18 protein-coding genes are annotated in these 17,294 nt (G+C 72.4%); 8 read left to right on the top strand and 10 right to left on the bottom strand.

Annotated features, from left to right (window positions below):
* Positions 1-14: 14 nt before the first annotated feature.
* Positions 15-1,256, top strand: a complete 1,242-nt coding sequence (locus HG542_RS31715; protein WP_171087606.1) for an RNA-guided endonuclease InsQ/TnpB family protein — start codon at positions 15-17, stop codon at positions 1,254-1,256.
* Here the strand turns inward: HG542_RS31715 and HG542_RS31720 are convergent.
* A complete protein-coding gene (locus tag HG542_RS31720; RefSeq protein WP_229922850.1) occupies positions 1,173-2,312 on the bottom strand; it encodes a cytochrome P450 in 1,140 nt (379 codons plus the stop codon). The genes HG542_RS31715 and HG542_RS31720 overlap by 84 nt on opposite strands.
* A 166-nt stretch (positions 2,313-2,478) precedes the next feature.
* Here HG542_RS31720 and HG542_RS35710 point away from each other — a divergent pair, with 166 nt between their 5' ends.
* Both HG542_RS35710 and HG542_RS31730 read left to right on the top strand, forming a co-directional pair.
* Entirely contained in the window at positions 2,479-3,990 is a 1,512-nt protein-coding gene (locus HG542_RS35710; protein ID WP_218039093.1) for a neocarzinostatin apoprotein domain-containing protein, read from the top strand.
* A 168-nt stretch (positions 3,991-4,158) separates the two neighbouring features.
* Positions 4,159-5,445, top strand: coding sequence for a DUF2254 domain-containing protein (locus HG542_RS31730; protein WP_171087608.1), 1,287 nt, complete (start codon positions 4,159-4,161; stop codon positions 5,443-5,445).
* Here HG542_RS31730 and HG542_RS31735 read toward each other — a convergent pair.
* Entirely contained in the window at positions 5,420-6,331 is a 912-nt protein-coding gene (locus HG542_RS31735; RefSeq protein WP_171087609.1) for a LysR family transcriptional regulator, read from the bottom strand. The two genes, HG542_RS31730 and HG542_RS31735, sit on opposite strands and share 26 nt — an antisense overlap.
* A 189-nt stretch (positions 6,332-6,520) precedes the next feature.
* Between HG542_RS31735 and HG542_RS31740 the strand changes: the two genes are divergently transcribed.
* Positions 6,521-7,069, top strand: a complete 549-nt coding sequence (locus HG542_RS31740) for a DUF6817 domain-containing protein (RefSeq protein WP_171087611.1) — start codon at positions 6,521-6,523, stop codon at positions 7,067-7,069.
* A 34-nt stretch (positions 7,070-7,103) separates the two neighbouring features.
* On the opposite strand, the gene HG542_RS31745 is transcribed toward HG542_RS31740, so the two are convergent.
* Both HG542_RS31745 and HG542_RS31750 read right to left on the bottom strand, forming a co-directional pair.
* The gene (locus tag HG542_RS31745; protein ID WP_171087613.1) at positions 7,104-7,862 is read right to left on the bottom strand and encodes a GNAT family N-acetyltransferase; all 759 of its coding nucleotides are present in this window, start codon (positions 7,860-7,862) and stop codon (positions 7,104-7,106) included.
* A gap of 390 nt (positions 7,863-8,252) precedes the next feature.
* A complete protein-coding gene (locus tag HG542_RS31750; protein WP_171087615.1) occupies positions 8,253-8,843 on the bottom strand; it encodes a snapalysin family zinc-dependent metalloprotease in 591 nt (196 codons plus the stop codon).
* 451 nt (positions 8,844-9,294) lie between these two features.
* Between HG542_RS31750 and HG542_RS31755 the strand changes: the two genes are divergently transcribed.
* Entirely contained in the window at positions 9,295-10,308 is a 1,014-nt protein-coding gene (locus HG542_RS31755) for a Vgb family protein (RefSeq protein WP_171087617.1), read from the top strand.
* A 9-nt stretch (positions 10,309-10,317) separates the two neighbouring features.
* Here HG542_RS31755 and HG542_RS31760 read toward each other — a convergent pair whose 3' ends face one another.
* Both HG542_RS31760 and HG542_RS31765 read right to left on the bottom strand, forming a co-directional pair.
* Positions 10,318-10,488, bottom strand: a complete 171-nt coding sequence (locus tag HG542_RS31760) for a hypothetical protein (protein ID WP_171087618.1) — start codon at positions 10,486-10,488, stop codon at positions 10,318-10,320.
* Between the two features lie 159 nt (positions 10,489-10,647).
* Positions 10,648-11,667 carry an alcohol dehydrogenase gene (locus HG542_RS31765; RefSeq protein ID WP_171087620.1) on the bottom strand — a complete coding sequence of 340 codons (1,020 nt, stop codon included), beginning with the start codon at positions 11,665-11,667 and terminating at the stop codon, positions 10,648-10,650.
* Between the two features lie 195 nt (positions 11,668-11,862).
* Between HG542_RS31765 and HG542_RS31770 the strand changes: the two genes are divergently transcribed.
* Positions 11,863-12,600, top strand: a complete 738-nt coding sequence (locus tag HG542_RS31770; protein ID WP_171087622.1) for a TetR/AcrR family transcriptional regulator — start codon at positions 11,863-11,865, stop codon at positions 12,598-12,600.
* A 33-nt stretch (positions 12,601-12,633) separates the two neighbouring features.
* Here HG542_RS31770 and HG542_RS31775 read toward each other — a convergent pair whose 3' ends face one another.
* The 3 genes from HG542_RS31775 to HG542_RS31785 all read right to left on the bottom strand — a co-directional run bounded on the left by HG542_RS31775 (position 12,634) and on the right by HG542_RS31785 (position 15,118).
* Positions 12,634-13,125: a hypothetical protein gene (locus HG542_RS31775; protein ID WP_171087624.1), complete on the bottom strand. Its 492-nt coding sequence runs from the start codon at positions 13,123-13,125 to the stop codon at positions 12,634-12,636.
* Between the two features lie 242 nt (positions 13,126-13,367).
* A complete protein-coding gene (locus HG542_RS31780; protein WP_171087626.1) occupies positions 13,368-14,219 on the bottom strand; it encodes an aminoglycoside 6-adenylyltransferase in 852 nt (283 codons plus the stop codon).
* Complete coding sequence (locus tag HG542_RS31785) at positions 14,216-15,118, bottom strand: alpha/beta fold hydrolase (protein WP_171087628.1); 903 nt, start codon at positions 15,116-15,118, stop codon at positions 14,216-14,218. The genes HG542_RS31780 and HG542_RS31785 overlap by 4 nt, the downstream gene beginning before the upstream one ends.
* A 101-nt stretch (positions 15,119-15,219) precedes the next feature.
* Between HG542_RS31785 and HG542_RS31790 the strand changes: the two genes are divergently transcribed.
* On the top strand, positions 15,220-15,894 hold the full coding sequence (locus tag HG542_RS31790; RefSeq protein WP_229922849.1) for a TetR/AcrR family transcriptional regulator: 675 nt from the start codon (positions 15,220-15,222) through the stop codon (positions 15,892-15,894).
* A 79-nt stretch (positions 15,895-15,973) separates the two neighbouring features.
* On the opposite strand, the gene HG542_RS31795 is transcribed toward HG542_RS31790, so the two are convergent.
* Positions 15,974-16,321 carry a hypothetical protein gene (locus tag HG542_RS31795; protein WP_171087631.1) on the bottom strand — a complete coding sequence of 116 codons (348 nt, stop codon included), beginning with the start codon at positions 16,319-16,321 and terminating at the stop codon, positions 15,974-15,976.
* Positions 16,322-16,627: 306 nt separating this feature from the next.
* Between HG542_RS31795 and HG542_RS31800 the strand changes: the two genes are divergently transcribed.
* Positions 16,628-17,161, top strand: a complete 534-nt coding sequence (locus HG542_RS31800; protein ID WP_171087633.1) for a hypothetical protein — start codon at positions 16,628-16,630, stop codon at positions 17,159-17,161.
* Positions 17,162-17,294 lie beyond the last annotated feature (133 nt).

A 17,294-nucleotide genomic window follows, 5' to 3' on the forward strand; every position in this document is an offset into this window, starting at 1 on the left:
GCTAGCCTGACGGCATGAAACTGGTGGTGCAGGTCAAACTCGAGCCAACACCCGTGCAAGCGGCGGCTCTTGAGGCGACCCTGGCCGCCTGCAACGAGGCCGCAACCTGGGTCAGTACGGTCGCCTTCGAGAAGAACACCAAGCGCACCTACGACCTGCGCAAGCACACCTACACGGAGATCCGCTCACGGTGGGGGCTGGGCGCCCAGGCCGCCCAGCACGTGATCAAGAAGACCTGTGACGCGTACGCGACCCTCAAAGCCAACCTGAAGGCCGGCAACCTCGGCCGACCGGGCTCGAGACGGCACGTGAAGGCGACGGGCAAGCCGGTCGCCTTCCGGCCCCAGAGCGCGCAGCCCTACGACGACCGGATGCTGTCCTGGCAGATGGACCAGCACCGCATCTCGATCTGGACCGTGCATGGGCGGATCAAGGACATCTCCTTCACCGGCGGGGCACAGCAGCTGGCCACCCTCGCGAAGTACCGAAAGGGCGAGTCCGACCTGCTGGTGCGGGACGGCATGTGGTTCCTGCAGGCCACCTGCGAGATCCCCGAGCAGCCCTTGAACACCGAGGTGGACGACTTCCTCGCCCTGGACTTGGGCATCGTCAACATCGCCACCACCTCGGACGGCGAGATCATGGCCGGGCGGCAGCTGAACCGCACCCGCGAACGCGACCGCAAACTGCGCACCAAGCTGCAGAAGAAGAACACCCCCTCCGCCAAGCGCCGGCTCAAAGAGCGGCGCCGCAAGGAGCAACGGCGGGCACGGGACATCAACCACAAGATCGCCAAGCATGTGGTGGCCGAGGCGGAACGCACCGGACGTGGCATCGCCCTGGAGGAATTGACGGGCATCCGCGAGCGGGTACGGCTGAGGAAGCCCCAACGGGTCACCCTGCATTCCTGGGCCTTCGCCCAACTGGACGGCTTCATCTGCTACAAGAGCCGCAGGGCAGGGGTGCCGGTGGTGCACGTCGACGCGGCGTACACCTCGCGCACCTGCGCCGAGTGCGGGCACATCGACAAGGCGAACCGGGTCAACCAGGCCCACTTCGCATGCCGGTCCTGCGGATTCGTTGATCACGCAGACCGCAACGGCTCCCGCAACATCCGCGCGCGTGCGTGCGAGATGTGGCGGCGACGCGGGGTCGAGTCAACGGCCCCTGCCTCACCCCGAAAGACCAGGGGTGGGACTGGACGCAAGCGCAGTGCCACAACCAGTGGTGCCCGCTGTGCAAGCCCCTCGCTTTAGCGAGGGGTCGTTGACGTGCACGGCCCAGATCGGATAGAAGACCGTCGACCCGGCCGGGACCTCGTAGTCGCCCACGACGAGCCCCTCGCTCGTCTCCCGCGCCCCGTACGGACCGGGCGGGAAGAGCCGCATCGACTCCTTGAGGGCCATGTCGAGCCGTGGGAGGCGGCGCAGGTCCGCGTAGCCGGGCGCGGCGCGGTCACCGAGCACGCGGTCCAGTTCCTCGCCGATGCGTTCGGCGGCCTCGGGGTGCCGGCCCAGCAGGTGCAGAGTCCACGAGACGGCGACGCCGGTCGTGTGGTGGGCGGCCAGCATCGTCATCATGACGGTGTCGCGGATCCGGGCCGGCCGTTCACCGGCCTCGACGAGCGCACCGATCAGGTCGCTCCGGTCGGTGCGCCCGCCGGAGCGGTGCGCCGCGACCACCCGGTCGACCACGGCGCGCAGATAGGCGAGGGCCTGCCCGGCCCGCTCGGCGCGTCGCTCCTGCTCCGGGCCAGGGAGCGGCACCTGGTAGAGCCGTCCCAGGTGTTCGGTCAGCACCTCCTCGAACGCGGTGACGGCACCGTCCGGGTCCGCGGCCTCGCCGCCCAGCGCGTACGCGCAGATCATCCGCAGCGACAGCGCGGTGAGATCCTTCTGCAACTCGACGGGCTCACTGCCCGCCCGCTCGGCCCAGCGGTCCGCGAGCGCCGTCGCCAGCGCGGTGAACTCCGCGAAGTGCCGCTCGTGGGAAGGGCGTCCGGCCAGCACGGACAACAGCAGGCGCCGGAGCGGCGCATGTTCGCCGGCCGGCAGCACCTGCAGGTTCCCCGCCTCGAACAGCGGTTCCAGGAAGGAGAAGAGCCGCTCCGGCCGTTTGTCGAGATGGGCCGTGGCCTCCAGCAGCACGGGATCGGCGATCGAGACGGCCGTCTCCGCGCCCGGGAGCTGGAACCGCACGATGGGCCCGTACTCGGCGTGCAACTGCAACTGATAGGTGTGCAGTCCGTCCGCCGCCGTGATGGCACCGGTTCCGCCGTCGGAACGGGGTTCGGGTCCGGGGATGTCGGTCATCGCTCCTCCTCCTTTCCGGAGCCTGCTGTGGAAAGGATGCCGGAACCCCGCTGCCGCTGGCCGAAAATGCGGCCTGGCAGCGGCGAGGGTGCGCCACGAGGATGCTGAACGGCCGGATGTGGCCCATCGGAAAGGCGGGGAACGGATGAAGATACGCCGAAGAGGGTTGCGCACGAGACGGGTCGGGGTGCTGGTGCGCGGTGCGGTCGCCCTGGCGCTCGCCTGCGGCGGGGCCGTGGCGGCCCCCGCGACGGCGTCGGCCGCACCTGCGGCCGGGTGCGGTACGGACACCGGGGCCCACGGTCTGGCGAGCGCACCCGTCGCGGACAGCCTGGTGTCCGTCGACCGCGCGGACGGCCGCATCGCCCAGTTCCAGCTCTTCTACGACTCCACGGCGACCGGACCGCTGCCCTTCGTCTGGCACCGCGAACAGGACGAGCCCGGCGGCGCGTACGGACCCTGGCAGCGGGTGAGCGCCGCGACGGTCGGCCCGAAGAGCTACGCCATCACGGCGATCGAGAACTCGGCCGGCAATCTGGAGCTGTTGTTCTCCACCTATGGCGCGTTCTGCCACACGGTGCAGGACGACAGCGGGAACGGCTGGAGCACGCCGGACGCTTTCGGCCTCGCACCGGCGCCGTACCACGGCGCAGCCGTCCTCTTCAAGGAACGGGACGGCAGCATCGACGCCTTCGCCTCGGGCGCCCGGACCGGCGTCGCGATGCAGCTGCGGCACCAGCAGGACCCGGACACCGGCTGGGGCCCGGTCCAGGACATGGGCAGGCTCCCGGACCCGGGCGCGGGCCTGGGCCAGCCGACCACCGTCGAGCAACTCCCGGACGGCAGGATCCACTTGGCGGCACGCGAGTGGAACAGGGACCGCACATGGGAGGCCTACCAGTCGGCACCGGGCGGCGACTGGGGCCCGTGGCAGCTGGTCTCCCCGGGGTCGGCCGTGTCTCCGAAGGCCGCCACAACCACCGGCCCGCAACTGCAGGTGAACCGCACCACCGCCCTCCTGGACGGCGACATCGTCACCTTCACGATCGCGGGCGGCCCGCCCAAGCAGCGCGTCTGGGTCAAGCAGTGCGCCCCCTCGGCATCCGCGACCACCTGCGACGACGCCACGGGCCGCCAGTACCGTGTGTACCCGGACGGGACGTACCAGGCCACGCCGAAGAAGACGTACGCCCAACTTGCCACCAAGGCAGGCACATTCGACTGCCGCACCGCCCCGCACGGCAACCCGTGCACCCTGGCCCTCACCGACAACTCAGGCGCCCTGCTCACCACCGTCCCGCTCCACTTCCGCCCCAACGGCCGCCTGGAGGCACCGCCCACCCTCGACGTCGACCCCGACGAGGGCCTCACCGACGGCCGGCCGGTGCACGCGACGGGCAGCGGCTACGAACCGCAGTTCCATGCACTGATCATGGAATGCGCGACCGGCTCCACCGACACCCTCGGCTGCCGCCCCCGCACCAGGCCCCCGGCGACGACCGACGAGGGCCGGCTCGACGAGACGGTCACCCTCTCGGCGACGTTCACCAGCATCGGCAACCGCACCGTCGACTGCCGCACCGAAGACGCGTGCGAACTGGTCGTCTTCGGCACCCGCGTCCGAGGGCCGGAGTCCGTCCGGCATCCGTTGAGCTTCGAAGCGGCGGATATCAGCTGAGCCCGATCCCGTAGCGGAGCCCCCGGCCGGGATGCCCCCGCCCCCCATTGGGCCGTCCGGTCGAGGCACGCGCGCACGGGCCGGGCGGTGCGGGGAAGCTTGCCGCAGGAGCAGCAGTCATGTGGCGGGAGGTCGACGATGCGGCCGGTGCGACGGGGAGCCAGGGCCGTGGCGCTCGGGGAGTACCTGCGCGGTGCGCTGTGGCTGCTGCCGGGGGCGGCCGCGGCGCTGGCCCTGGTGGCGGGGAGCCTGTTGGCCCGGGTGCGGATCGCGCCGGACTCGGTGTGGCATCCGCTGGCCTTCGCCGGTACCGCGGACGATGCCCGCCAGGCGCTGATCACGATCGCCTCGACCGTGGTGACGGTGATCGCGCTGGTCCTCGGCCTGACGATCGTCACGCTCCAGCTGGCCTCGACCCAGTTCTCCCCGCGGCTCCTGCGCAACTTCCTGCGCGACCGCCCCAACCAGGTGGTGCTCGCCACCTTCGTCGCCACGTTCGCCTACAGCACCGCAGGGCTCTACACCGTCCGCGCCACCGGTGGCGCGGACTTCCCCCGGCTCGCCGTCTCCGGGGCGATCGCGCTGATCTTCCTCAGCCTCGGGATGCTGGTGTTCTTCGTGCACCACATCGTGCACTCGATCAAGATCGACACGATCATGACCTCGGTCGCCGAGGTCGCCGGCCGCGCGGTGCGCGCCTACACCCCCGAGGGCCCCGGCACCGACCGCACGGGCCCGGTCCCGCCGCCGGGGGCGCTCGCGCTGGCCGCCACCCGCTCGGGCTATGTGCAGACCGTCCAGCCCGCCCTGCTGGTGGAGGCCGCGGCCGGCCAGGACGCCGTGGTGGCGATCGTCCCCCGGGTGGGCGACCACATCGTGGCCGGCACGGCACCCCTGGCCCTGGTCTGGTCGCGCCGGGGCGGGCCACCGGCCGACGCCCCCGTGCTGGCCCGCGCAGTGCAGCACGCCGTGCAGATCGGCACCGAGCGCACCCTGCAGCAGGACGTCATGTTCGGCCTCCGCCAACTCGTCGACATCGCCCTGCGCGCCCTCTCGCCCGCGGTCAACGACCCGTACACCGGCGTCCAGACGCTCGACCGGCTCGCGGTGCTCGTCGACGCCCTGGGCAGGCGCACCCTCGGCGACGACATCAGGACCGACGCGGCGGGTGTGGTCAGGGCGGTCGTCGCCGGTCCCGCCTTCGCCGACTACCTCGACCTCGCGTGCGGCCAGATCCGCCGGTACGGCGCAGGCGAACCCGCCGTGTGCCTGGCCCTGTTGCGCCTGCTGACCACGGCCGCCGACTCCGTCACCGACCCCCGCCGCCGGGCCGCCGTCGCCGGGCAGGCGCGGCTCGTCCTGGCCGCCGCGGAGACTCGCATCGCCCAGCCCGCCGACCGGTCAGCAGTCCGTGAACTCGGCGCCCGGCTCATGACGTTGCAGACGTCCGCGTAGGCTCCGTCCTGCTCCCCGCGACCATGCCGGCGAAGGCCCGGGCCAGCGGCGGCAGCGCGTCCCAGCGGCGCACGGCCCAGCCGACGGAGAACGGCGGCAGCGCGGGGACGGGCACGAAGCGCAGCGGGGCGTCCTGGGAGGCGGGCAGGCCCGGCAGGGCGGGCACCACCGCATGTCCCAGGCCCAGTTCGGCGAGCAGCAGGGCCGTGTCCCAGTCGGCGACACCGGTGTCCGAACCGGCCCGGACACCGAGCCCGGCGAAGGCCGCGTCCAGATGCGCGCCGGAGACGGAATGCGGCGGCAGCCGTACGAGCGGGACCCCGTCGAGCTGCTCGGGATCGATGCGCGGCCGGTCCGCGAGCGGATCGCCGGCCCGTACCGCGAGCACCCAGGGCAGGTCGAGGACGGGCCGCTGCTCGATCCCGCGCACCGGGTCGCCGATGGTGATCCAGGCCAGATCCAGCTCGCCCGAGAGCAGGGCGTCGAAACAGCGGCGCCCGGAGGTCTCCGTCCGGAACTCCAGGCTCACCCGCGGGTATTGCCTGCGGAAGGCGACGATCGCATCGGCCATGAAGTGCCGTACGGTCGTGCCGCCGGTGGCGATCCGCACCGCGCCACTCTCCCCGTTCACCAGGTCACCGATGCGCCGCAGCGCGACGTCGAGCCCCGCGAGCCCCTCGGCCGCGGCCTCGTACAGAATGCGTCCCGCCGCCGTGGGCACGACGCCGCGCGGCCGGCGCTCCAGCAGGCTCACGCCGGTCTCCCGTTCGAGGCGCTTCACATGCTGGCTCACCGCCGACTGCGTACAGGTCAGTTCGCGGGCCACGGCACTGAGGTTGCCGGCCCGGCACACGGCCACGAAAACGCGAAGGTCGTCCAGAGTCACGGCACCCAAGCTAAACCTTGGGTCGCGCGAGCAATTCCCAGGATTGACTGCGAACCCGGGCGGCACGAGGATCGACGCAGGGCCCAGGCGGCAACCCGCCCGGCACCTTCGCACGAATCCGGATCGGGCGAAGACGGCCGGGCGGGTGCCGACCACCCTCAGCCGTGAAGGACCGAAAGGACATGGCGCATGTCCGCTCCTCCTGCCGCAACAGACCAGGCCCTCACCCTCATTCGCCGGCTCGGGGCCGAAAGCGTCGCCCACCCCGGCGGCACCCTCATGGCCCACCTCCGGCGCGTACAGGCCCGGTTGGCCGCATGGAACGCCCGGCCCGCCCTGCAACTCGCGGGCCTGTGTCACGCGTTGTACGGCACCGACGGTTTCCCCGCGACGCTGCTCCCGCCGAACCGGCGTACGGATCTGACAGCGGCGATCGGCGCCGAGGCCGAAGCCGTCGTGTACGTCTACGCCGCGTGCGACCGGAAGCTCACCTACCCGGCGCTCGCCCGGGACGCCGCCGCCTTCCACGACCGGTTCACCGGCCGTACCCGTGTCCTGGAACCCCAGGAGTGCCGGGATTTCGCCGAGTTGTCCGCCGCCAACGAACTCGACATCGCCCAGGCCGATCCGGCCTTCCGCGAGAAGTGGGGACCCGAACTGCTCGCCCTGTTCGCCCGGCTGAAGGGGCAGCTCAGCGCCGACGCCTGGCGCGACTGCCGCACGGTGCTGGAGACATGACCCTTCACTTCGGACAGACAGCCGGCAGCCCGGTTCAGCTACTGATCCGCGCGGCCACACAGGGGTCCTCGTTGCGGTAGCCGAGGCGGGTGTAGAGCCGGTCCGCAGGGGGGTTGTCGGCAAGCTGCCACAGCGTGCAGAAGCCGTACCGGCGGACGGCGTACCGCGTCAGCCACGAGGTGAGTGCCGCGCCGAGCCCCTGGCCGCGCAGGGCCGCGTCGGTCGCGACGGACGCCATCAGCGGCGCGCCGCTGTCGCGCAGACTGCTCATGGCACCGCACGCCACCAGCCGTCCGCCTGCGTCACGGATCCCCGCCCAGAGACCGACGTCCGAGGAGCCGGGCCCGGTCGAGTGGGCCGGGCTGTGCTCGCCGAGGAAGGCGAGCAGTTCGCCGTGGTGCGCCTCGTCCAGCGCGGTCACCCGCCCCTCCGCCGGATGGAGCGGCGGCTCGTCGAGCGTCCAACGGAAGACCCAGGCGACCGGGTCGGTCACCGTGAGATGGCGGCCGAGCAGCACGTCGGTGCCCCGTGGTCCGGTGAACTCCACTATGGATCCGGGGAGTTGGTGAGCCGCACGGAGGGTGAGACCGGCTGCGGCGGCCGGTTCGCCGACGCTCCACAGGTGGCCGCGCGGCTCGTCGAGCCAGGCCACCGCACCGTCGCCGGACCAGCTGATCCGGTCGGCCGGGCGCGGCCGCGCGGCGCCGAAGCGCAGCAGGGCCGAGCCGGGTTGCAGTTCCAGGCCCTGGGTGAACAGGTCCGCGGTCGGGGGAGGGTAGGTCGTCGCCTGCATCGTTCTCTGGGGAGTTCTTCTGTGGAGGAGGACGGAAGGGCGGGCGGACGGTCCGGATCTGCGCAGGGCAGGGCCGGAACCGTCGTTCGGGATGGGGGGATGTGGGGAATTCCGGCGGTCGCCGCGCACGTGGCGGAGCGCCCGGCGAGCCGGAGGGCCCACTGTTGCACACCGCCCCCGGGCCGGTGCAAATCTGCGCCCGGGCGGCCCGCTCCGGGACCGCGGGACGCTCCGAGTCGTGGCCCGCTGCAAGGCGAGTTGTGGCCCGCTGCAAGGCGAACTGCGCAGCCTCGACTCCCGCTGATCCGGCGGCCGTTCATGGAGGGCGGTCTCCCGTGCGGCCCGTGCGGAGAGACCTCCGCGGGTTATCAGTGAGACCTCCGCGGGTTATCAGTGCGAGCCGGTGCGCATCCGGCCGGACCAGACGTCGATCACCACCTGGTGGTGATGCGGGCGCACCGTCGGCGTGCCGGCGGCGTAGTTCTTGTCGACCTGCGCCGCCTCCGCCGCGTCCGGCTTGGCGTTTGTGCAGGACGTGCCGGGGCCGTGGCCGGACATGAGCTCCGAACACGGGCCGCTGTAGTCGTCGGGCAGCCCGAGGATGTGCCCGGTTTCGTGCGCCGCGATCCGGGTCGCGTCGTAACCCTCGTCCACCGCCTGCCGGCCCAGCTGTACGTCACCGCTGCCACCGGGGAAGATCGGCCCCAATGTGGTCTGCGGCCAGCCGCTCGTGGCCTCGTAGACGTAATCGGCCGAGCCGGGGGTGCTCGTCGGCTCCAGGCGCACGTTGTGCACCGCGTCGTTCCAGTTCTGCACGGCCTGCTGGATCGGGCCCGCCCACTGACCTGCGTTGGCGGCGTCGTAGGTCAGGGTGACCACGGCCGGGGTCGCGTGCGGCGCGGAGTGCGCCGAAGCGACGTCGGCCGTGGCGCCCAGCATGGCCGGGACGAGTGCGGTCAGGGCGGCTATTTGCTTGATCATGGGACTCGTGCGCCTCCTCGGGTCTCGGCTGTTGCCTGTAGTTGCTGCTTGCAGTAAACGAGTTCGTCGCGAGCATGACAATGACTCCGTCGGTGATCGGGGCGCAGGGGACGTCAAGTTGGCTGAAAGCGACCGCACCGGCGCAGCCGGGCATCCGCGGCACCCGGGGAGGCGACCGTGCAGCAGCAGGCCGAGCCCGCGGGGTTTCGGGCCCACCTTGTCGCCTGGACGGGTGAATCCATCCCGATTGCCATCTGATTGTCGTTATATGCCGCTTCCATGGACGGGTCGTCGAGGGGACACGTACCAGGGGGGCCTGTTGGATCGCCGCACGTTTCAGAGCCGGCTGCTGGCACTGGGCAGTCTGACCGCAGCCGGGGCGCTGCTCGGGACGCCGGAAGGGGAGGCGGCCGGTCCAGGACCTGAATCAGGCCCCTGTCGGCGGTCGTTGGTGGAGTACGGGCTGCCGCCCGCCGAGGAGACGCACGAGATCGTCAAAGTGCCGGGCAAGCCGATGGTGTTGGTGTCCCAGCTGTCCAGCAGCCATCTGGTGAAGCTGCGTCTGGACCCGCGCACCGAGCAGGTGACCGGCGCCAGGGCGTTCGCGCTGGGGGCCCCGGACGCGATGCTGCACGGACTGGCGGTCTCGGCGCGCCACCCGGGGCGGATCTGGGCCACGCACGAGGGCGGGAACCGGCTGCTCCTGGTGGATCCGCGGCCGGACGCGCTCGACGACGCGCCGCGCATCGAGCGGGAGATCCCCGTTCCCGGCGGCGGCCGGGGGCCGCACTACGTCAGCGAGTACGGCGACATGCTGTGGGTGACGCTGAAGGAGAGTCACCAGGTGCTGGCCCTGGACCACACCCGGCCGGGCCGGTACCGGCTCTTCGAGGCGCGGCCGCAGCCGATCTTCGCCGCGCAGCATCCGGTCAGCGGAGACTTCTACGTCAGCCAGGACAGCGCGAGCTCCGTGCTGCGGATCGACCCGCGCAGCGGACGCACGGCACAGATTCCCGTTCCGGCGGAACAGGGGAGCACGCCGGTCGGCCTGGTCGCCGGGCCGGGAGGCGTGTGGGTGGTGCTGCTCGGCACGGCCCGGGCGGGGACGGGGACGTTCGGCCGCATCGGCGCGGACGGCCGGATCGACTGGCACCGGCTGCGCAGCCCGCAGGGGCGCGCGGCGGGACTGCTGCACCTGGCGTTCGATCCACCGGGCTCGGTGCGCGGACGGGAGCCCGGCGTCTGGCTGTTGGGCTCGTCGATCAGCTCGGACGCCGTGCAGGACGTCATCGTCCGGGTGACGTTCGACCCGTCGTGGACACGGATCACCGGCGAGGAGTACGCGGCACTGCCGACGCAGCGGTGCAAGGCCCACCGCCTGCTGCCGCTGCAGAACAGCGTGTTCGCCACGGAACTGACCACGGCCACGGTGGCGCAGCTGACCGGTTCGGGGGTGTGCCGCTGAAGTGCGGTGCTACTGCAGGTCGTCGACGTCGTCTTCGTACATGCCCTCGTCCTGACGGCTGCGCTCCCGCTCCTTGCCGCTCCGCCGCGGCTCCTCGCGCTCGGGCTGTGCGTCCTCCGGCACGTCCTCGATGAAGTCGTCGCTGTCGCGGTACGGGTCGCGTTCCCTGTCGCTCACCATGCTGTGCTCTCCTCGGTGGGGCGGGAGTTGGCAACGGGGCGGTGCCGCCCCGGATCAGCCTCACACGGGTCCGCAGGGTGCGCATGTCGGCCGCCGGGGCCCGCTGCTGCGGGCCCCGGGAAGGGCGGGTCGCTTACCGGTGGGGCATGCTCCGGTGGGTCACTTGCCGGTGGTGAGGACCATGCGGAAGCGGGCGTCGCCGCTGAGCATCCGCTCGAACGCGGCACCGGCCTCCTCCAGCGGCATCGTCTCGATCATGGGCCGCACACCGCTGAGGGCGGTGAAGGCCATGGTCTCCTGCACGTCCTGCGAGGTGCCGGAGGGGTGGCCGTGAACGGTGCGGCTGCCCATGATCAGCTGGAGCGGGCTGATGGCCAGCGGCTCGGGGGTGGCGCCGATGACGACCAGTTCGCCGCGGTGGGCGAGGCCGTCGACGGTCGCGGTCATCGCGGCCGAGCTGGCCGCCGTGGCCAGTACGACCTTGGCGCCGCCCAGGGCCTGCAGCGCCTCGGCCACGTCGGTCGCGGTGCTGTCGATGTAGTGGCGGGCGCCGAGCTTGTGGGCGAGGTCCTTCTTGTCGGCGCCGCGGGCGATGGCGACGGTGTCGAGGCCGAGCGCGGCCGCGTACTGGACGCCGAGGTGGCCCAGCCCGCCCAGGCCGAGCACGGCGACGAGGTCGCCGGGGCGGGCGGCGGAGTGCCGCAGCGCGTTGAAAGTGGTCACCCCCGCGCAGCCCAGGGGAGCGGCCTCGGCCGCGGAGAGCTCGTCGGGGATGCGTGCAAGCGCGCTCACGGGGGCGACCATGGCCTCGGCGAAGCCGCCGGGGTAGGCCCAGCCGGGCACCTGCAGGTTGGCGCAGTCGATGAAGTGGCCTTCCCGGCACGGCCGGCAGTGGCCGCAGTGGCCGCCGAACCAGCCGACCGCCACCCGGTCGCCGGCCTGCCACCCGGTCACGCCCTCGCCGAGGGCGTCGATGCGCCCGGCCACCTCATGGCCGGTGACCAGCGGGAACCCGACGCCGGGGAAGGCGTCGTGGACGAAGGCGGCATCGGTGTGGCAGATCCCGCACGCCTCGACGGTGATGCGGACGTGGCCGGGGCCGGGCTGGGGCAGCTCGCGCTCGACGATCTCGAACTTTCCGCCCGGGGAGCTCACCTGGGCAACACGCATGGACGTCATGACAGAGGTCTCTTTCCTCGACGGGGCACTCGATCAAGCGCCGGCGGAAGGCCGGGCCCGCGACGGGCCGGGCGGGGGCGGGACGGCCGGGTGGCGCCCGCTCTGTCAACAACGGTACACCCATCTGTGTAGCGACGCTATATCGCGGGGCGGGTTTCTGTACCGCCCCGCTCCGGCTCCCTATATCGTTGCTATATGACCGCCAGTCCCGCCATCCCGGCCCCCCAGACCAGTCCGCGAGAACGCATCCTCCAGGCCGCCGCCCGGCTGCTCGCCGCCTCCGGCGGGGCCCCCGTGTCCACCCGCGCGGTCTGCGAGGCCGCCGGTGTCGGGGCCCCGACGCTCTACCACCACTTCGGCGACAAGCAGGGCCTCTTCGACGCCGTCGTGGCCCACGGCTTCGAGCAGTACCTGGCCGGGAAGAAGGCGGCCGGATCCACCGGGGACCCGGTCGAGGATCTGCGCCGCGGCTGGGACGCCCACGTCGAGTTCGGCCGCACCCACCCCGCCTTCTACGCCCTCATGTACGGCACCCCGCGCCCGGGCCCGCCCCCGGCCGCCGCCCGGGAGGCGCACGGTGCGCTGCTCGAACTGTGCCGTCGCATCGCCCTCGCCGGACGGCTGCGGACCGCCCCGGAACTGGCCGCCCAGATGGTGCTCGCCGCCAACACCGGCGTCACCCTGTCCCTGATCGCCGACCCCGACCGGGACGGCGACCAGCTCTCCCGCCGCACCCGCGACGCGATCATCGACGCCGTCACGACCCCGGAGACCGGCACCGCCACCGGGGCGGGCCCGTCCGACGCCGGACCGCACAGCGCCGCCGCCACCCTCGCCGCCTCCCTCGCCCACCGCGACGCGCCGGGACTGACCGCGAACGAGACGCTGCTGCTGCGGGACTGGCTGCGCCGCATCACCGACAAGGAGGCCTGAGGAGACCTGAGGGCGAGGGGGCGGAAGGCTCCCTTACACGATCACCAGCGTCGTCGGGCCGTCGACCAGCTCGACGCCCTTCTTCGTGGCGCAGTCCAGCGGATCGAGCGTGATCTGCAGCCCGGGTGAACTCACCGACCGCCCCTTGTACTTGCCCTCGATCACGGTGCCGTCGACCAGCGAGACGACCTGGCCGCCCGCCGCCTGGACGAGGGGCTGCTGCCGGTAGAGCATCTTGCTGTGCTCGCCCGTGTTCCAGGTGACCAGCTCCACCGCCGTACTGGCGATCGAGAGACAACTGGTCTCTCCGCTGCCCTTGATGACCGACTCGGCCCACTTGACCCCGGGGTCGGTACCCGTGCAGGTGTAGTGGGCGCTGCCCGCGATCCGCGTGTGCCTGGGCCACAGCGACAGCCCCGGGGAGAAGCGGATACCGGCGCTGCCCGCACAAGCCGTCAGGGGGCGGGACGCGTCATGGGCCGATGCGGGGAGCACCGCGGGCCCCGCCACCAGAGCCGAAACCATGACCACACATCCCCAGGCCCTGCGCCAAGAACGCTTCACAATCCACCCCTTCACCACGGGAACCGGCAAGCCGCTCCGCATCATGCCGATTCCGCCCGGGCCTGCTGCGGGATCGGCGCGGAAAACCGTGGCGGACGGCAGCACTTGACGGCTGCGCGGCGCGCGGGGCGCCAAGTGTGCCTCGGGCGCGTTCCCGACCCCGGGGAAGCCCGGGCTCGGCACCGTCTGCTGCTGAACTCCCCTCAGAGCAAGGGAAGTTCGTCCAGTGCGGGCCGGATGGCCCGCTCGGCCTTCTCGGGGTAGGGGAAGCCGTAGGTCCCGGCCACTTCCCTGGCCAGTTCGGCGAAGAGGTCGGCCGTGGCGCGTGCGCCGCGGAGGATGTCCTCGGCGGTGAACCCGCCGAACGTCTCCGGCAGCCGGTCCCACACCCCCGGCGCAGCCCACCGGCGCATCCGCGTCCCGCCGTACCAGACGTCGTGCTCGGCACCGTGCCGTGTCAGCGCATGCCACTCGATCATGGTCTGCAGCAGTTCCTTCGCCGTCCAGTCGCGGGACTTGGCCACCCACAGCTCGCCACGGGCCAGGCAGCGCGGCAGGTGCGCCGTCTCGAACCAGAACTCCGCGCAGAGTTCATGGAACTCCCGGGCATCGGGCAGCTCGGCGGCCGGCGGCCCGCCCGGGGCCGCGGGCAGGCCGGCGGCGGCCCCGTCGCGCTCGAAGAGCACCTCGTAGCCGCGCACATGCACCTCGTCCAGGCCCACCGCCGCCATCTCGGCCAGCCGGGACACCGGCAGCACCTGGAAGTCGGCCTTCACGCCGTCCTCGAAGAAGACCAGCCGCGCCGGGTTGTCCCACGGCCCCTCCAGCCCGACCGAGACCAGCACCGGGCCGAGGGCACCCACCCACGCATCCGAATCCGCGTACTGCTCCGGGTCCGTCGTGTACAGCTCGATGTCGTGGTCGGAGACGGCGTCGGCCGTGCCGTCGCGCCGGGCGCGCGAGCCCGTACGCAGCACGGCGCGGATGTCGGGCCGGGTCCGGGCCCAGTCCAGGACCCGTACGACGAACTCTTCACCGGTCGTGGAAGGCATCATCCCGAAACCCTATGCGACCCCGTGGCCAGCGCCCGCACCGCGGTGGCGTACGCGGCCCAGACCTCACGGGTGAGGAAGTGGCCGAGGCCGGGCACGGTGGTCAGCCCGGCGCCGGGGACCGCGGCGGCGACGGCGCGTGCCGCCGTCACCCGCAGCAGCGGGTCCTGCTCGCCGTGCAGCACCAGCGTCGGTGCGGCGATGCGGGCGAGTGGGCCGCCGTGCCACCGTGCCCCGATCTGACGGCTCTGCGCCTGCTGGTCACGGAAGCCGACGACACCGTGCGCCGCCTCCTTGGCCACGAAGTCGCGTACGTCGTGTTCGCCGACCGACTGTCCGGGGGCGGCCAGGATGCGGGCGATGTCCAGGGCCAGCGCCAAGTCGCCCTCGGGAGTTCGGGGTTGGCGCAGCCGGGCGAGGCGGGCGACCGTCGCCGGGCGCACGTGGCGCAGGACGCTCGGACCCGACGCTGCGTCGCTGGGCATGGCCGAGGACGTGGTGAGGGTGAGCACGCGGTGCGGGTGGCGTATCGCCATGCGCTGGGCCACCAGTCCGCCCATCGAGTGGCCGAAGACGTGCGCGCGGTCCCAGCCGACGGCGTCCATGACGGCTGCTGCGTCGTCGGTGAGGTCCTCGGCGCTGTAGGCCGGCGCGGCGCGGCGGAGCAGGGCCCCGACCGGTGAGCCGGCCGGCCGGGCCGGGAGGTGGGTGGACTGGCCCGCGTCGCGCTGGTCGTAGGCCACGACGTGGAAGCCGCGGCGTACGAGTTCACCGGCGAATCCGTCCGGCCACCAGAACCGGGACGCCCCCAGCCCCATGACCAGCAGCAGCGGGTCGCCGCCGCGGCCGCCGAGGTCGTCGAAGGCGATACGGATCCTGCCGTTGTGCGCGTAGTGCGTCATCGTGGCCCCCTTGAAGCCTTCGCGTACGGTGTTCGCGAATGTTCGCGAACACCGTACGCAGAGCGGTAGGGTGGCCACAAGGACCACAGGGGAGGCGCCCGTTGACAGGGCAGCAGGAACCGGTGATCTGGATGCGGCCGGAACAGGCGGCGGCCGGACGCCCGGCCGAGCGCAGCCGCGCCGAGATCACCGCGGCGGCAGTCGAACTGGCCGACCGGGAAGGCCTGGACGCCGTCTCCATGCGCCGGGTCGCCGCGGCACTGGACACCGGCGCCGCCTCGCTCTACCGCTACGTCTCCGCCCGCGACGACCTGCTCGCCCTCATGGTCGACAGCACGGCGGGGGAGTACGACCTGTCACCCCCCACGGGAGACTGGCAGGCCGACCTGCTGGTGATCGCACGCCAGGCCCGGCAGATCATGCAGCGGCACCCCTGGCTTCCCGAACTGGTCATCACCCGCCCGGTCCTCGGCCCGCACGGGGTCGATCTTCTGGAGCACGTGCTCGACGTGCTCGCCGGCCACCCGGCCGAACCCGCCGCCAAACTCGAGGCGTTCGCCCTGCTGAACGCGCTGACGGCGCTGTTCGTCCAGCACGAACTGGCCGCCGCGGCGCCGGAAGCCCGGCGCCAGGCCGCCTACTTGCAGCACATCGCCGCCGCCGGCGGCCACCCGCGCATCGCGGCCCTGCAGGCTGTCGCCGCGCCGCCCGCCGACACGTCCCGCGACCGGTTCGCATCCGTACTCGTCCGCGCCCTGACCGGCGTACTGGGCTGACGGCGCCGGGGGCACCGGCGCCCGGGCCGTGGCGTGCCGGAACCGGCTCCGGCACGCCACGGCCCTGTCCCCATGCGGATCAGGTGTTGGTACCGGTGGCCCAGATGGGCCGCCCGTCCCGGTTGTAGATCACCAGGTTGTGGTCGTCCTGCAGGGCCAGGACCGAGCCGCGGTTGTCCGGAGATCCGGTCCCCGACTCCCAGATGACGCTCTGGTCCTCGTCGAAGACCACAAGGTTGCCGTCGTAGGCGAACAGGGCCTCACGCCCGTTCGGGTAGACGTTCTCGGCCTGCCACGTCGGTTTGTCCTCCTGGTACAGGACGAAGTTGCCGTCCTCCTGCAGGCGCAGGGACGAGTCGCCCCTCCCGTTGGTCAGCGCCTGGTTGCGCACGATCCTGGTACCGGCCGGGAATTCGGCATTCGCCATGCTCGCGCCCTCCTCGGTGTGGATGCGGGGCTCCTTCCCCCGGAGCGCCCCACACGCTACCGACGTGTCCCTCCGCGGCATCAGGGCGTGAAGCACGTGCCCGGAACGCCGCGGGCCGACGTCGTTCGCGCCCCGGGCGCGCGCCCGGCCCGACGTGAACCGGTCCGCGCGCCCCTCGCCCTGCGCGTGCTGCCGATTCCGCGGCGAACCCGGGGAGTTCGGCTCCGACGGCCCCGTGCCGCCGGGACAATTCCCGTTCCGGGAGCCGGGCCAGGTCGGGCCGGGCGCGGAACGGGAGCGTGTGCCATGCGCAGCATGTGGTCGTGGGCAAGGATCTGCGGAAGCGCGTCCCTGGCCGTGGGAATGGTCGCGGCCGGGCCCGCAGCGGCGCCGGTGGCAGCGAACGAGCCGGGCGGGGGCGTCAGTTGTACGGGCACCAACACCATCGGCTTCTCCCCGGGCCTGAGTCTGCGGGCGAGAAGGACCAGGATCACCGGGACGGGTTCCTACCACTGCACCTCCGCCGACCGCAGGCTCACCGCCGCCGGGTCCGAGATCACCGGCGGCGGGGTGAACGGCTGCTTCGCCTCCGACGCCACCACGGTGGAGAAGATCACCTGGAACACCGGTGAGCGGAGTGTGGTGGTCTACCCGATGGGCGATGTCCGGCAGGTCGCCGGGCAGGCCGTGGTGCTGGTGGTCGGGAAGGTGGTGTCGGGGAGGTTCCGTGGCCGGACGGTCGCCTCGCCCGGTGTCCAGCTCACCCTCGATGTCCCGGCGTGTGCGACGGACCGGGGCGTGCAGCGGATCAGCGGTCCGTCGGCGCTGCTGATCCCCTGACCTCGGCCTCGGCCTCGGCCGCGTCCAGTGACCGGCGGCCGTACCGGGCGGCCAGGTCGAGGACGTGTGCGACGTCGTCCCGGGTCGCGGCGGGGTTGATGGTGCACATGCGGAGCACCGTGGTCTCGTGCAC

Source organism: Streptomyces morookaense (assembly GCF_013030945.1).
Lineage (GTDB): Bacteria > Actinomycetota > Actinomycetes > Streptomycetales > Streptomycetaceae > Streptomyces > Streptomyces morookaensis.